The following is a 16014-nucleotide window of genomic DNA, read 5'->3' on the forward strand; positions in this document are numbered from 1 at the left end:
CTATTCTTCTACATTTCGCTATCGGTATCTCGTTCTTATGATACTGGTATCTAGTATTTCTCCGGGCTTCAGCGCATGAATTTCCAATCGGTCTACATCTTCTGTTAAAGCCGCCAACTTTTCCGGAGTGCCGCTCAGTGTAGGCATGGTACCATAATGACAAGGAATTACATGCTTTACTTTCAACAGCCGGATGGCGAAAGCTGCTTCCAATGGCCCCATCGTGAAACGGTCACCAATGGGCAGAATAGCAATATCCGGCTCGTAAATTTCGCCTATTAATTCCATGTCGGCAAATACAGAAGTATCGCCGGAATAATAAACAGAAACATCATCGCTCATCCATACAATGAAACCGTTGCTGGCATGAGGATACCCGATCTTACCATCTGGCAGATTGATATGCGCAAAATGAAAAGCATTGGTCATCGTTATTTTTACATTCAGGATACTGACCGTACCACCGGCGTTCATCGGTTCAAAGACGTGATCCGGCACGCCTTGCTCCTGTAAATAAAAGCGTACAATGGGATTGGCAATTACCTTGGGAGATTTGGTACGTATGATATCTACTATTTTGCTATCCAGGTGATCACGATGCCCATGTGTAATCAATATCAGGTCTACCTTTTCCGGGATTGTCAGATCGGCTGGCATTGCCGGATTATTGGTATACCAGGGATCTATTAAAATAACATGTCCTTCGGGCGTGGTGATCTGGAAGCTGGCATGTGCCAGGAATTGAATTTGGGAATGCGTGCTCATAATTCTGGTGCTTGATTATTGCTGTCTAAATATACTATTTTTAGCTTTTAGCCATTAGCTTTTAGCTTTTAGAAAAAAATGCAGCGGAACATTTAAGCATATTGCTATACTTAAATGTTCCGCTGCATTTCTAAAAGCTAAAAGCTAATGGCTAACAGCTCTATACTATTTGCGTTGCAATGTGTAGATAATTGCCGCGCTCTTACTTTCGAAGTTTACATTTGCTCTCCAGGTCATCGTGCTACCTGCACTCACCACTTCCACTCTGTAGCCGGTTGTTACGTTTTTGGCTTTATCGCCACTGTACAGCTTTTTAAAGCCGAACATGGTAACACCACCTGATTTGGTCAATGTCCATGCAATATTTTGTGTTACTGCGCTGCAACCACCATCTGTAGAAGAAAGCGTGTAAGAACCACCTGCCCAGTTGTCAGGAAGTACCCACTGGCTACCGATAAAGCATTTTGCATTCGCTTCATCGAATACAGTTACTTTGGCATTGTCAGGAATACCTTCATATTTAATATCGGTTAATACCCAGTTACCCTTTACCGCGCTTTTGTTAATGTCTTGTGTAACACCTTGTTTTGGGGAGCAGGAAGATGCAAAAACGGCCACAATAGCCATCAGTAATGCTGCAAATGAAAATTTTCTCATGGGAAATTAGTTTGTGTGTTTAAATGCCATAGTATTCAACACGCAGTTATCAAATAAGGTTTATAACAGCACGAATACGGCGGCAAGTTCAGCATTTGCAAGAAACGTACCAAATGAAAGTGAGCCTTTAATGGGTGGCTGGTGCAGGATTGTTTACCACCGGGACTTTGAGCTTTATGAGCACGTCTTCCAGTTGTTCGGCGCGATGATAGAAATGCCAGGTACTGGCGGCGAGCGCCATCGTCAGCACTACAATGGCAATAAACGCGCAACGCCACCACATGCTCACAGATATGCGGCGGTTCCAGAAAGGCTCCAGGTGTATATATGTAGGGCCCGGGTTCGTATGTTCATGGTTGTTATAGTTCCCCCAACTTCGTTCCTTTGGGCCACTACTCCGCCGGATCCGCTGAAGTACAGTATTTCGCAGTTCATGGGGAGGATTTACCCCTTCTTCCAGCAACTTGTCCTCGAAACGAAGCTCTGCTGCTGTAATCTCCAGTTCCAATAGCGGATAAATCTGGCGTAGATGAAGTAATTCCTCTTCCTGTTCGGGAGAAGTAAGGCCAAGCAGGTAACGCTCTATAATGCCACTTTCTATATAGTTACTGATGTTCAAACTACGAGATTACGAAACGACTCAAATGCAAAAAATAATTAATAAATACCATGTCAATAGATACGTTAAATCCGAACATGGCGGATTCTCAAATTGAGAAAATATTTTTAATAACGATTTTCCAGCCGGAAAATTACGCTATTGTATTTTGTGTTTGTTCCTGTTTGGTTTGGTGGTGGAGATTGTCGCCATGCTGTTCCTGCGACATGCGGTATTTGAGGTAATAAAAGATAGCCAGGAAAAGAAATACTTTGGACATGATGAAGAAGATAATGAAAAATATCTTCCACCAGCGGTGAACGGTGATATGGCTCCCGTCTTTTGGTTGAATGTTAATAAAGGTATAGTTGGAAGAGGGATCCGAATAAGCATGCCCCTGCTCCCACCTGATTTTTTGCAGTACACGATCGCGCACTTCCGCGGGCGGAAGTGCAGGCTCATCAAATGCAGCCCTTTCCAAACGGCGCTCCACGAATTCCACTTCTGTATCCAGTTCAGGATATAGTTTTCTCATGTGTTGCAGCTCTTCTACTTCTGCTTCAGAAGCGAGGCCCAGCACAAAGGACTCGATAATACCGCTTTCTATGTAGAATTTTAGTTCCACGTATCTTTTAAGAATTGTCTGAAAGATTTCATTGCATCTCCCAGGATGTCATTTATTTGCTCTTCCGGCAGGGCCAGTAAGCGAGCTATCGTTGTGATTGATAATCCTTTAAAATAACTAAGCCGGAACACTTGCTGCTGGTCGGCTGGCAGCACTAAATAAAAACGTTGTAATACTCCTTCTTCCTGTTTCATCAGCTCTGATCCGGTTAACGCGGTTTCCGGCAGTGCTTCTTTAATGGCAAGCTCTCTTGCTTTGCGCATCAGCCACGCAAACAAAGTCTTGTAACCCGATGAATGAAATGTTGCAATGTGATGAAAGGCCCAGGTAAATACCCTTACAATTACATCATCCGCCCGCTCTCTTATTGGCACCAGCTGTAGCACCATACTATAAAGCGCTCCCGCGTAGCGGTCATACAACAACTCTTTTGCCGCAGGATCCCCTATTACTAATCGCTCAATGAGCACTTGCTCACTTATATGTGCCAAATCACGCCGCAAAGAAGTTGTGTACCAGGTTTTAGATTGCTAATATAGAAAATTAAAGCATGTACAAGTCACAACAGATAATATGAATTTATCAACATATAGAGCTAAAATGGATAACTATTGTCGTAAATCCTTGCTGTACAACCAGTATTGCTGCCCCAAAATAGGCTCCAACTCGCGAATCAGTGTAAACCCAAGTTTACCATAAAGGTGCCGGGCATCCGGCATTATGGTACTGGTATGCAACCCCAGGATTTTCTCTCCGTTGATGCCCGCCTGCTCAATACACATTTCTGTTAACCTGCGGCCAATCCCATGTCCCCGGTACCCGGGATGAACGCCCAAACGGCGGATATAGGCCCAGTCGGCAGGATAAAGAGGCGTTGGATTTCCGGATGGCACCAGGAATACCACACCTGCCAGTTCGTTGCCGGTATCGCAGACAAAGATGGTGGCAATACTCATCAGCTCATCCAGCATCTCCGGATCACTCATACTATGTTTCATTCTTTCCCAGTGCTCCGGCGCCAGCACGTTTTCAAACTGGCCGTAGCTCCGCATGGAAACCTCCCTGATAGCCACCGTATCTGCCGCCACTGCGGGTCTGTAATTTAGTATATCCATCACCGTTATTTCAAAGAGAAAGTCCAACAATTTCTGATGATTGTTTGTTGACAATAAGCAGTCACTAAAAATTAAATTTACGACATGACTTTACTCATAGTTATTTTTTTTGCTGCACGATAATTTTGGAGAAAATCATCCACTATGTCCTACACATCGATTAAAGCAGCTGTAGAGTTAATACAGTCCGGACACACCGTATTTATACACACCGCAGCAGCTACCCCCAGAGAACTGGTAAATGCAATGACCGCCCGCAGTCATGAGTTAAAACAAGTGCGCCTGGTAAGTATTCATACCGAATGGGAAGCTCCTTATGCTGAACCCGAGCATGCACATGCTTTTCAGATAGATGCTTTTTTTGTTGGTAAAAATATCCGCAAAGCAGTAAATGAAGGACGGGCAAATTATGTACCCATGTTCCTCAGTGAAATACCCCGCTACTTTCGTAACAGCGAACAACCAATTGATGTAGCACTTATATCTGTATCACCTCCCGATAAAAACGGGTATTGCACGCTGGGAGTATCCTGCGATGTGAGCAAGGCCGCCGTGGATGTGGCAAAGATTATTATTGCAGAGATAAATCCACAGATGCCACGGGTGCTGGGCGATGGTGTAATCCATATTTCCAGGATACATGCCGCCGTAGAAGTAGATTACCCAATTTATGCACAGAAAATTAATGCACCCAGTGATATAGAACTCTCCATAGGCCAGCATGTAGCCTCGCTGATAGATGACCGTGCGACCCTGCAAATGGGTATCGGCGGTATTCCCAACGCGGTACTGCAATGCCTCTCCAATCACAAAGACCTCGGTATCCATACGGAAATGTTTTCTGATGGTATTATTGACCTGGTAGAACGGGGAGTGATTACCGGCAAGTACAAAGCCGTACATCCCGGTTTGCTGATTTCCAGCTTTGCCATTGGCAGCCAGCGGTTATATAATTTTATGGACACCAACCTGATTATGCGGCTCATGGATGTAGAATATGTGAATAACCCAACTACTATCCGCAAAAACCCCAGGGTGACTGCTATCAATAGTGCTATCGAAATAGATATCTTCGGACAGGTATGTGCAGATTCCATTGGATTCAGACAGTACAGTGGTGTAGGCGGACAAATGGATTTTATGCGGGGAGCCGCTCTTTCTCAGGATGGCAAGCCCATTATAGCCCTCCCGTCTACCACCTCCAAAGGAATTTCCCGTATTGTATCCCGGCTGCAGCCCGGCGCCAGCGTAGTGACTACCAGGGCGCATGTACATTATGTTGTTACCGAATATGGTATTGCACACCTGATGGGGAAAAACCTCAAACAGCGTGCGCAGGCACTTATCAGCATTGCCCATCCGGACCACCGGGAACAACTACAAAAAGATGCGTTTGACATCTTCAAGGTATTCTGATTTCGTCCTCCTTAAATAGCCACTGCATGAAGAAATTGTTACTTCTCTTATTCCTTTGTGCCAGTGTAAGGGTAGCATCCGGGCAAATCACCCAGGATGCTACCAAACAATTACGTATATACGAAGATGATGACTTTTTTAATATATGGGGCCGGGGCACCGACCGGGGCTATAGCAACGGCTCTCAGGTCAGCTATCTTTATATGAAACAAAAGAAATCCGTTTTCCTGGACAAATGGATATTGCCAGTAGCCGGCAGCTATGCCATCAACGTATTTGAATGGGACCTGATGCAGATTATGATTACCCCCAACCAGATAGCAGATAGTAGTTTCATCCCCTCTGACTTTTATTATGCAGGCGCCTTGTTTGCCACGCATGGTCTTACTTCTTATAACCCCGAAAAAAAGTACAGTTTTCATTCCGAGTTTGTATTCGGCGTGATGGGCCCATGGGCGCTTTCCAAGGAAACCCAAACCTTCTTTCATCACCTTATTGGCTATCAGCCACCCCGGGGCTGGGAATACCAGGTGCCCAATGCACCGCTGATCAATTATAATTTCACCTATGAAATCATGTTGTGGAACCCCATCAAAAACCTGGAAATAGTAGGCAGCGCCAATGGAAAAATAGGCACCATGACTACCAGCATCAGCGCACTGTCCTATATCCGGTATGGTCTTTTTAATCCCTATTTCGGGAACCGGAACCTTGCAGCAGCTACCAGCAGAAGGTTTCAGTTATATGTCCTGGCAAGACCACAGTTTAGCTTCATTGCCTATAATGCCCTCCTGCAGGGCGGTATTTTCAGATCCCGGGACACTAACTTTGAACAATTGTCTGGCAGTCAGCAAACACATATGCGGCATTGGACCATTGGCATGGATTATGGGATAGGCATTGTGATTAACCGTATGAGCATCAACTATACGCAGAAAACGCGTACGGAGTGGATGAGCGGCACCGGGAAACATTCGGTGGGTAACATCACCCTGTTAATACCCATCTCCCGTAAAACTATTATTGGCGATTAACGTTATTTATCAAAAACATACTCCATGCATTTCAAATTGTTTGTACTTGCGGTTTGTACACTTGCCATCGTTTCCTGCGTGAACAGCGGAAAGAAAACGAATACCGACTCCACTGATAATGATACTGCGCTATCTGTGCAGGCATCTACTGAAAGCCAACTGGAGGTAAAACCGATATCGGGATACTTTCTGAAGAATACAATTAAGGTAAGTGACAGTCTTACCTACTGGATCATTGATAACCAGACGTCTTTTGACAGTTTATTCGGGATGGCTAAAACCATGAACAATACCATAGATAAGCCTGATTTTGGTACCTCGATCGTTATCGCTGCTACCATGCCCCCTACTTATTATGGCACCCAGATACAGCTGGAATCTGCTACTTCAGACAATGTAGATAACAACGCCACACTACACTTTGTGGCTACAGCCAATCCTGATAAAAGCTCGGCTGCTACCGTTCCTTTATGGCTGGGCGCTGTGCCTAAAACAGGTAAAAGCACCTTTAAACTGTTTACCGGAGATAATTTAACAAAAACCATTACTGAGCAGCAGTAGCCGGGCCAAAGATTTTCTCCACGGCTTTGTGCCTGTAGGTAAATAAGGACTCCAGCTGTTTTTTCACAAACAGGCCATGCGCGAGCTTTCCTAGCCATCCAAAGGGTAGGCGGTAATGTACAATGTCTGTCATATTAACGCCACCGGGTACTATCTGGAAATGGTGTTCATGATGCCAGATGCTGTAGGGGCCCACTCTTTGTTCATCTACAAAATAATCGAGATAGGCTACATGGGTAATTTCCGTCATCCACTCCAGGGGAATACCTGCTATGGGGGCTACGGTGTAAGTAATCACCTGCCCCGGATATACCTGACCCGTATAAGGAGGCGATGTAACGGTGAAGCGCATATAGGCGGGGGTAATATGTGGCAGGTTGCCTGGGGTGGAAAAATAGTTCCATACCTCCTCTGGCGTAGCCGGGATGAATTGTGTGCGCTGCAATAGATAGATACTGGCCATAATTTTAAGAAGCGGAAAGCGGAAAGCTCCCTAAGCGAAGATACAAGTGGATAGATTACCAATAACAGAATTGCTCATATCTTCGCTTAGGGAGCTTTCTGCTTTTTGCTTTCTGCTTTCTGCTTTATCTTCGTCATATGAATCAATTTTTCAGGGGCTGGGTTTTCTGGCTGATGTTTATTATCGTTTCCATTTCATTTACGCGATGCGCCAACATTGTACCACCCAGCGGGGGGCCGAGGGACAGTCTTCCTCCGGTACTGCTACAGGTAACGCCCCGCGATTCCACCCTTCACTTTCACAGCAAAAAAGTGGCGTTCATATTTGACGAATATGTGGAGCTGGATAATGTAAACGACAAGCTGATTGTGTCGCCTACGCTGAAACGCCCGCCCATAGTGACGGCCAAACTGCATACCGTTACCCTTGAAATCAAGGATACACTGGTACCCAACACCACTTATACTTTCAACTTTGCGGATGCCATCCGTGATATCAATGAACGCAATATTACCCAGGATTTCCAGTATGTGGTATCCACCGGCGACTACCTTGATAGTTTGCAGGTAAGCGGACACCTCATAGATGCAGAAAATGGCAGAGTAGATAGTAACGTAGCCGTGATGCTATATCGCGACCTGACAGACTCTATTGTTTCGAAGGAAAAACCGGTATACTACGCCAAAACCAAGGGGGATGGCTCTTTCCGGTTCAAAAATATTGCACCTGGTGCGTACAAGATCTTTGCATTAAAAGAAGAAGACCGTGATCTGCAATATAATCAGCCCACCGAGCAGATTGCATTTGTGGAAGAGCCRCTGGTACTGAAAGAAAGCAACCTTTCAGATGTGAATATGCTGTTGTTTATGGAAACAGACAGTACTATAAAACCACCACCAGAGCCCATAGACTCAACAGATATACAGCCGGAAGAAGACGAAAAGAAAAAGAAGAAATTACCTAAGTTAACGGCCACCGCCTCCCTGGAAGGCGGGCAGCAGGAATTGCCCAAGCCGCTGAAGATCACTTTTTCGCTGCCGCTCAGGAACCTTGACAGCAACCGGGTAATATTAGGAGAAGACAGTGCCTATACTCCGGTGACCTTTACCAACAATATGGACTCTACCAAAACGCAGTGGACTGTGGGTTATCCCTGGAAAGAAGGAACGCTGTACCGGCTCATTATTCCAAATGATGCCCCTACAGATACCGCAGGGCAACACCTGGCCAGGGCAGATACCATTAAGTTCAGCTCTAAAAAAGTGTCTGATTATTCCATTTTTGCAGTAACAGACCTAACCATCGGCGATAGTACCAGGAATGCTATCAACGATACCGCCATGCATTATGTAGTGCAGCTGGTGCAGGACAAAACCGTTAAATATTCCGGCACTATCGTGAACGGTAAATGGAGCCAGCGTTTCATTACGCCCGGTGAATACGAAGTGCGGTTGTTGCTGGATACCAATGGAAATGGTAAATGGGACCGGGGTAACTATTACTCCCACCCCAGGAAGCAGCCGGAGCGGGTGATCGTTATTGAAAAGATCAACCTCAAGTCCAACTGGACGCTGACAAAGAAAATAAGCATTTAAATAACGATAGCGGAGGGGACGGATTACTCCCTCCGCTGCAATATTCCTAACTTTGCACTATGATATTTTCGTCTGCACTGATAGAAAACGCGGTAAATGAATTTGCGAAACTGCCGGGGATCGGTAAAAAAACGGCCCTGCGCCTGGTGTTGCACCTGCTGAAACAGGAAACAGCCCAGGTAGAGCAGTTTGGTGATGTGATTGCACGTATGCGGCAACAGATCCGGTTTTGCAATGTGTGTCATAATGTATCGGATGCAGAAGTGTGCAGTATTTGCAGCAGCCATTCCCGGCAAAAGCAGGTGGTATGTGTGGTAGAAAGCATACGGGACGTAATGGCGATAGAAAACACCCAGCAATTCAATGGTTTGTATCACGTGTTAGGGGGCATCATTTCTCCCATTGATGGTATTGGCCCGGATCAGCTGAATGTACACTCGCTGGTAGAAAGGGTGCGGTTCCAGGGTGTGGAAGAGGTTATTATGGCGGTAAGTCCTACTATTGAGGGAGATACTACTATTTATTATCTCTCTAAAAAACTAAAAGAATTTCCGGTAAAAATTACCACGATAGCCCGTGGTATTGCTTTTGGGGGAGAATTAGAATATGCAGATGAAATGACCCTGGCACGTTCTATCAGCAACCGGCTGCCGTTGGAAAGTTATGTACAGAATAAATAAATGAATTTGTGGATAGTTACCGGCAAGGTAATTCACTAAAAAAAATACGGGTGCTGAATAGCACCCGTCTTCGTTTAACCTGTAATTCCACGTTATGAAAAGTTATCAGACTGCATCCTTTAACGGATCGTCCTGAAATATTGTATGATTGGTTTCTGATTCCTTTTTTTCCTGCAGCTCTTTCCACCGCTGCATTTCATATTTATTTAAAAAACATACCTTAAAAACTTCCGGTTGCCTGTCATCATTTGATACGGGTACTGGTTGTAATCCCAGACTGGCCAGGTGTTTATGCAGGGTATGGATATGTTCTGATATTGTCATGACTGACGTAAATTTTGTTGTAATAAATAATTGAGAAGAACTTAATGACGAATCTGTTAATTGCAACAGCAATTACAAGGAGTGTAGGCGGAGGGCTGGTGGGTGGCCATGGCCGGGTAAATCACTATATTTCTATCATTTTGTTGCATTGTGTCTTTCTATTACCCTACAAATATAGTAGACTTTATAGACTACTACCAAATTAATTTTCCGGATATAAACAAAATCTATATTTAACCTTATAAGTATAGAGTTGGGGGAAATACGGTCAAAGTCCGGCCACATCTTAACAAACACAAATTCACAAAACAAAAAATTAGCTGGGAAAAGGTTATATTTGTGGGGACTTTTACAGGGTGGATTTGTTTATTGTTCGACCCTGTTCTCTTTTCTTAACGGTAACTAATAAACGCCTTGATAATATGAAATCTTTACAAGACTGCGCCAATGAGCGCATACTTATCATCGATGGTGCGATGGGCACCATGATACAACGCTATCAACTCCAGGAATCTGACTACAGGGGCACCCGCTTTGCTAACTATCCCAGCGATCTTAAAGGCAACAACGACCTCCTGAATCTTACACAGCCGCATATCATTGAAGCCATTCACAAAGAGTACCTGGAAGCAGGCGCTGACATTATTGAAACCAATACTTTCAGCAGTACCTCTATTGCAATGGCCGACTACGACATGCAGGAACTGGCCTATGAGCTGAACGTAGCTGCAGCTACCATCGCTAAAAAAGCAACTGCAGAATATAACGCCAAAACACCCGACAAGCCTCGCTTTGTAGCAGGAGCGATTGGTCCCATGAACAAAACGCTATCGCTGTCGCCAGATGTAAATAATCCTGGCTTCCGCTCCGTATACTTCGATGAAGTAGCCGCAGCCTACGAAGAGCAGGTCAAGGGCCTCTCCGAAGGTGGTGTGGACATCCTGCTGATAGAAACCATTTTTGATACACTGAACTGCAAAGCAGCTATATACGCCATCAAGAAATATTACCGTGAATCAGGGAAGCCGGAAATACCGGTGATGATATCCGGTACTATTACAGATGCCTCCGGCAGAACCCTCAGCGGGCAAACACTGGAAGCATTCTATATCTCGGTGATGCATGCCAACCCCTTCTCCATTGGCTTAAACTGCGCCCTGGGCGGACAACAGATGCGTCCTTATGTAGAGGAGCTCTCCAACATAGCCAGCTGCTATGTAAGCTGCTACCCTAACGCCGGTTTACCTAACGCCTTTGGTGAATACGATGAGGAACCGGAAGATACTGCCTGTATCATCGAAGACTTTGCCGCATCCGGCTTTGTTAACGTGGTAGGTGGTTGCTGCGGTACCACACCAGATCATATACGCCACATTGCAGAACATGTGAAACATATCAAACCACGTCTGAAACCAGTATTAGCCGAAACACTGGCATAATCAATTACGGCAGGTTTTCTATTTAACTCCCACTAACAGCAACAATGAGCGAAACTATCATACATAATACAGAACTTACCAATGAACCTATTGTCAACGAAGAACGCAGGGTAATCAAGCCCTTTATGCGTTTGAGCGGACTGGAACCACTGGTGGTGCGACCTGAAACCAACTTTCTTAACGTAGGGGAACGTACCAACGTAACCGGATCCAAAAAATTTGCCCGTCTCGTCAGGGAAGGTCTTTACGAAGAAGCCTTGTCTGTAGCCCGCCAACAGGTGGAAAGCGGCGCACAAATCCTGGATGTAAACATGGACGATGCCCTCCTCGATGGAGAAGTAGCCATGTCTACCTACCTGAACCTCCTGGCAGCAGAACCGGATATTTCCCGTATCCCGGTAATGATTGACTCCAGTAAGTTTTCTGTTATTGAAGCCGGGTTGAAATGTGTACAGGGTAAATGTATTGTGAACTCCATCAGCTTAAAAGAAGGAGAAGCCAAATTCATTGAGCAGGCACATATCTGCAAAAGCTATGGTGCTGCCGTAGTAGTGATGGCCTTTGATGAACACGGCCAGGCAGATACCGAAGAAAAAAGGGTCACCTTCAGTCACCGTGCTTATAAGATATTGACAGAAGTGGTGGGATTTGCCCCGCAAGACATCATCTTCGACCCCAATATATTTGCGATTGCCACCGGTATTGAAGAACATAACAACTATGCCGTAGAGTTTATCAATGCTACCCGCCGCATTAAAGAACTGATGCCGCTGGCTAAAATAAGTGGTGGCGTGAGTAACGTATCATTCTCCTTCCGGGGGAACGAAACCGTCCGGGAAGCCATGCACTCCGTATTCCTCTTTCATGCCATCAAAGCCGGCATGGACATGGGTATCGTGAATGCAGGTATGTTGCAGATATATGACGATATTGAACCAACGCTCCGGGAATTATGTGAGGACGCCATACTAAACAGACGGGACGATGCCACCGAAAGACTGATTCAGTTTGCAGAAACAGTAAAGGCCAAAGGAAAGGTAATAGAAAAAGATGAGACCTGGAGGCTGGGCACTGTGGAAGAGCGGTTAAGTCATGCCCTCGTAAATGGTATTACTGACTATATAGATGGAGATACAGAAGAGGCCCGCGTTAAATATCCCCGTCCGCTGGACGTGATTGAAGGCCCGCTGATGGCTGGTATGAACATCGTTGGTGACCTATTCGGCAGTGGTAAAATGTTTTTACCTCAAGTGGTAAAGAGTGCCCGTGTGATGAAAAAGTCCGTGGCCATTCTGACCCCATATATTGAGGAAGAGAAACTACGCATGCAGGCAGAATTTGGCGGAGAAATAAAAGCCGCCGGTAAAATACTGCTGGCTACCGTAAAAGGAGACGTACACGATATCGGTAAAAACATCGTAGGCGTGGTACTGGCTTGTAATGGCTATGAGATTATCGACCTGGGTGTAATGGTACCGGCAGAAAAAATTCTGCAGGCAGCCCGCCAGGAAAAAGTAGATATTATCGGTCTTAGTGGCCTGATTACCCCCAGTCTGGATGAAATGGTACACGTAGCCCGTGAGCTGAAAAGGCAGGACTTTAACATCCCGCTGATCATTGGAGGTGCTACCACCAGCCGTACCCATACTGCTGTTAAAATAGCCCAGGAATATGGTCATGGTGTAGTACACGTACTGGATGCTTCCCGTAGTGTAACGGTAACCGGCAGTTTGCTTAACAAAGCGCTGAAACCCGACTTCCTGGCTGGTATACAGGCAGAGTATCACAAACTGAATGAAGCATTCAGGAATAAAAAACAAACAAAACAATTCCTTCCGATCGCCGTAGCGCAACAAAACAAAACCCTTATCAACTGGGATACCTTTACACCTGTAAAGCCTAAGAAGACCGGGGTGATGAAGTTTGAGAACTACGATCTGGGAGAAATTGCCGCATATATTGACTGGCAGCCATTCTTCATTGCCTGGGAACTGCATGGTAAATTCCCGCAGATCCTCACTGATGAGATTGTAGGTGTGGAAGCTACCCGCTTGTTCCACGATGCAAAAGAATTACTGGACAAAGTGATTGCAGAAAAATGGCTGGGCGCCAATGCTGTAATAGGCCTCTACCCTGCTAACCGCGTGGCTGCAGACTCCGTGAAGGTAACTCCTGAGCAGGCAGATATTGCGCCGGTACAGCTGGAGTTCCTGCGTCAGCAGGTAAAGAAAGCCCCGGGACAGGCTAACTTCTCCCTGGCTGATTTCATCGCCCCTGAAGAAAGTGGCAAAACCGACTACATTGGCGGGTTTGCGGTGACTACTGGTATCGGCATTGAAAAGTGGCTGGATAAATTCAAAGAGGAGCATGATGACTATAACAGCATTATGCTGAAAGCGCTGGCCGACAGGCTGGCGGAAGCTTTCGCAGAACTCATGCACGAACGTGTACGTAAAGAGTTCTGGGGATACGCTACAGAAGAGCATCTCAGCAATGAACAACTGATTAAGGAAGAATACGCAGGCATACGTCCGGCACCGGGTTATCCTGCCTGCCCTGACCATACCGAGAAATACAAGTTGTTTGACCTGTTAAGTGCCACCGAAAACACCGGCATTACACTGACAGAATCGCTGGCGATGTACCCCGCCTCCAGTGTGAGTGGCTGGTATTTTGCGAATCCGGAAGGCAAGTACTTCGGATTAGGCAAAATAGAAAAAGACCAGGTAATAGACTATGCTGCCCGCAAAGGCTGGACAGTAGAAGAAGCTGAACAATGGCTTCGCCCCAACCTGGAATACGATATGTAGTTAAAATAGCGGTTAGCTGTTAGCCATTAGCTGTTAGCTGTTAGATTAACGCGGATGGTTGAAGGTGACCAAAATATTAGATTAAATAGCTGTTAGCTTTTGGCAAAATGCACCAGATCCGCTGCATTTTGCCAAAAGCTAACAGCTAAAAGCCAAAAGCTAATGCGAATCATATCTTACAATGTAAACGGCCTGAGGTCAGCCATGACTAAGGGGTTCACCGAATGGTTACAATCAGATCCTGCCGATATTATCTGCCTGCAGGAAATCAAAGCTCACCAGGAAAACATCGATTTTGCCCAATTTGAGAAACTGGGTTATGAACATTACTGGTATCCTGCACAAAAGAAGGGATATAGTGGAGTGGCGGTGCTGACGCGTATTAAGCCCGACTTTGTACAGTATGGTAATGGTCATGAACAGAGTGACACAGAAGGCCGCTTTATAAGGCTGGATTTCGGCGATATTACCCTGATCAATACCTACTTCCCTTCCGGGACGAGCGGGGATATCAGACAGACCTATAAATACCAGTGGCTGGAAGAGTTTTTCCAGTACCTCGATGAGTTAAAGAAAACCCGTCCAAAGCTGGTGGTATGCGGCGATTACAACATTTGCCACAAGCCAATAGATATACATGATCCGGTGAGCAATAAAAATTCTACCGGCTTTTTGCCTGAAGAACGGGCCTGGATGGACCGTTTCTTTGAGAGTGGCTTCGTAGACAGCTTCCGTCATTTTAATACAGACCCACATCAATACAGCTGGTGGAGCTTCCGGGCCAATGCCAGGAACAATAACAAGGGCTGGCGTATAGACTATATCAATGTTACAACGCCCCTGAAAGAACAGCTTAAACATGCCACTATATACCAGCAGGTAAAGCATTCGGACCATTGTCCGGTGTTTGTGGAGCTGGCCATATAAGCATTTTAGAACAAGCCCTATTTAATATGATTATATACAATGTAACCACGAAAGTGGCCACAGACAGGGAGTTTCAGTGGCTGCAATGGATGAGGGAGTCACAGATTCCGGCTATTATGGCCACTGGATTGTTTAGTGATTACCGTATGAGCCGGTTACTGGAGCAGGACGATACAGAAGGGCCTACTTATGTAATACAATATTTTGCGGATAGCCTGGAACAATACAATATCTTCTCAGAAAGGCACCAACAAGGGCTCCGGGAAAGTGCGTATGCTATTTTCGGGGATCGTTTTATTGCCTTTACAACCGTTATGGAGGTGATTTAAGTAAGGGGTCTTGACTAAACTTATCCACAGGAAATCCACTATTTTCAAGGCATCCGGACTTTGGTACAATACTTGGTTTAAAGCCGCGTTAATAGTAAAAAAACAGGCAAACATGCCACGGTGCAGGGTTCTACAAGATCCTGCTAAAGCTCACTACTTTAGCACGGATCAGGTCAATCAGCTGTAACCGTTACCAGTAGCGTTTTTCAGCCGATAAATTTTTCTATAAAAAAGTTGTAAAAAATTTGGTAATCTGATAAAACGCGCTATATTTGCTCACATCAAACATTTTTTCACTAGTTAAATCTTACTAACTATGAACAAAGCCGAATTAATCGACAAGCTTGCTAAAGATGCAGCTATTACCAAAACCCAAGCTAACGAAGCTCTGGATTCTTTCACCAAAGCAGTTGCTGATACCCTGAAAAAAGGTGGCAAAGTAACTTTGGTTGGTTTCGGTACTTTCTCCGTTTCTAAACGTGCTGCACGTAACGGTAGAAACCCACAAACCGGTCAGATCATCAAGATCAAGGCTAAGAAAGTTGCTAAGTTCAAGGCTGGTAAAGCTTTATCCGACAAGCTCTAATCAGTTAGCACAACTTATTCAAGCAAGGAACAATCATGTTTCTTGCTTTTTTTTTATATCAAACGGCCGACACTATACAATTTCATCGAA

Annotated in this window: 18 protein-coding genes; 10 read left to right on the forward strand and 8 right to left on the reverse strand. The window is 45.3% G+C overall.

What is annotated here, in order from left to right; translation table 11 throughout:
• Window positions 1–18: 18 nt before the first annotated feature.
• From AC1DCV_RS13915 to AC1DCV_RS13940, 6 genes are all read right to left on the reverse strand, one after another.
• Window positions 19–765 carry a metal-dependent hydrolase gene (locus tag AC1DCV_RS13915; protein ID WP_477023707.1) on the reverse strand — a complete coding sequence of 249 codons (747 nt, stop codon included), beginning with the start codon at window positions 763–765 and terminating at the stop codon, window positions 19–21.
• 165 nt (window positions 766–930) lie between these two features.
• Window positions 931–1422, reverse strand: a complete 492-nt coding sequence (locus AC1DCV_RS13920) for a hypothetical protein (protein WP_441577639.1) — start codon at window positions 1420–1422, stop codon at window positions 931–933.
• Window positions 1423–1549: 127 nt separating this feature from the next.
• On the reverse strand, window positions 1550–2041 hold the full coding sequence (locus tag AC1DCV_RS13925; protein WP_477023708.1) for a hypothetical protein: 492 nt from the start codon (window positions 2039–2041) through the stop codon (window positions 1550–1552).
• A gap of 133 nt (window positions 2042–2174) precedes the next feature.
• Window positions 2175–2645 (reverse strand): hypothetical protein, encoded by a 471-nt coding sequence (locus AC1DCV_RS13930; protein WP_477023709.1) that lies wholly within the window; start codon window positions 2643–2645, stop codon window positions 2175–2177.
• A complete protein-coding gene (locus AC1DCV_RS13935) occupies window positions 2636–3136 on the reverse strand; it encodes an RNA polymerase sigma factor (RefSeq protein ID WP_477023710.1) in 501 nt (166 codons plus the stop codon). The genes AC1DCV_RS13930 and AC1DCV_RS13935 overlap by 10 nt, the downstream gene beginning before the upstream one ends.
• A gap of 117 nt (window positions 3137–3253) precedes the next feature.
• Window positions 3254–3760, reverse strand: a complete 507-nt coding sequence (locus AC1DCV_RS13940) for a GNAT family N-acetyltransferase (protein ID WP_477023711.1) — start codon at window positions 3758–3760, stop codon at window positions 3254–3256.
• A 144-nt stretch (window positions 3761–3904) separates the two neighbouring features.
• Here AC1DCV_RS13940 and AC1DCV_RS13945 point away from each other — a divergent pair, with 144 nt between their 5' ends.
• The 3 genes from AC1DCV_RS13945 to AC1DCV_RS13955 are packed head-to-tail and all read left to right on the forward strand — an operon-like array spanning window position 3905 to window position 6771.
• Entirely contained in the window at window positions 3905–5176 is a 1272-nt protein-coding gene (locus AC1DCV_RS13945; protein WP_477023712.1) for an acetyl-CoA hydrolase/transferase family protein, read from the forward strand.
• 26 nt (window positions 5177–5202) lie between these two features.
• Window positions 5203–6210, forward strand: coding sequence for a lipid A deacylase LpxR family protein (locus AC1DCV_RS13950; protein WP_477023713.1), 1008 nt, complete (start codon window positions 5203–5205; stop codon window positions 6208–6210).
• 24 nt (window positions 6211–6234) lie between these two features.
• Window positions 6235–6771 (forward strand): hypothetical protein, encoded by a 537-nt coding sequence (locus AC1DCV_RS13955; protein WP_477023714.1) that lies wholly within the window; start codon window positions 6235–6237, stop codon window positions 6769–6771.
• Here the strand turns inward: AC1DCV_RS13955 and AC1DCV_RS13960 are convergent.
• On the reverse strand, window positions 6755–7234 hold the full coding sequence (locus tag AC1DCV_RS13960; RefSeq protein ID WP_441577631.1) for an SRPBCC family protein: 480 nt from the start codon (window positions 7232–7234) through the stop codon (window positions 6755–6757). The two genes, AC1DCV_RS13955 and AC1DCV_RS13960, sit on opposite strands and share 17 nt — an antisense overlap.
• Window positions 7235–7371: 137 nt before the next feature.
• Between AC1DCV_RS13960 and AC1DCV_RS13965 the strand changes: the two genes are divergently transcribed.
• On the forward strand, window positions 7372–8829 hold the full coding sequence (locus tag AC1DCV_RS13965) for an Ig-like domain-containing protein (RefSeq protein ID WP_477023715.1): 1458 nt from the start codon (window positions 7372–7374) through the stop codon (window positions 8827–8829).
• A 59-nt stretch (window positions 8830–8888) separates the two neighbouring features.
• Complete coding sequence (gene recR / locus AC1DCV_RS13970; protein ID WP_441577629.1) at window positions 8889–9509, forward strand: recombination mediator RecR; 621 nt, start codon at window positions 8889–8891, stop codon at window positions 9507–9509.
• Window positions 9510–9614: 105 nt separating this feature from the next.
• On the opposite strand, the gene AC1DCV_RS13975 is transcribed toward recR, so the two are convergent.
• Window positions 9615–9833, reverse strand: a complete 219-nt coding sequence (locus tag AC1DCV_RS13975; protein WP_133807689.1) for a hypothetical protein — start codon at window positions 9831–9833, stop codon at window positions 9615–9617.
• A gap of 422 nt (window positions 9834–10255) precedes the next feature.
• On the opposite strand from AC1DCV_RS13975, the gene AC1DCV_RS13980 reads away from it, so the two are divergent.
• The 5 genes from AC1DCV_RS13980 (at window position 10256) to AC1DCV_RS14000 (ending at window position 15924) form a co-directional block, all read left to right on the forward strand.
• Window positions 10256–11272 (forward strand): homocysteine S-methyltransferase family protein, encoded by a 1017-nt coding sequence (locus AC1DCV_RS13980; RefSeq protein ID WP_477023716.1) that lies wholly within the window; start codon window positions 10256–10258, stop codon window positions 11270–11272.
• 44 nt (window positions 11273–11316) lie between these two features.
• On the forward strand, window positions 11317–14082 hold the full coding sequence (gene metH, locus AC1DCV_RS13985; protein ID WP_477023717.1) for a methionine synthase: 2766 nt from the start codon (window positions 11317–11319) through the stop codon (window positions 14080–14082).
• 162 nt (window positions 14083–14244) lie between these two features.
• Entirely contained in the window at window positions 14245–15009 is a 765-nt protein-coding gene (locus tag AC1DCV_RS13990; protein ID WP_477023718.1) for an exodeoxyribonuclease III, read from the forward strand.
• Window positions 15010–15035: 26 nt separating this feature from the next.
• On the forward strand, window positions 15036–15338 hold the full coding sequence (locus tag AC1DCV_RS13995; protein ID WP_441578188.1) for a DUF4286 family protein: 303 nt from the start codon (window positions 15036–15038) through the stop codon (window positions 15336–15338).
• A gap of 316 nt (window positions 15339–15654) precedes the next feature.
• Entirely contained in the window at window positions 15655–15924 is a 270-nt protein-coding gene (locus tag AC1DCV_RS14000) for an HU family DNA-binding protein (protein ID WP_029465307.1), read from the forward strand.
• Window positions 15925–16014: the final 90 nt, after the last annotated feature.

The sequence above is a fragment of the Chitinophaga sp. 10T418 genome (assembly GCF_056394125.1).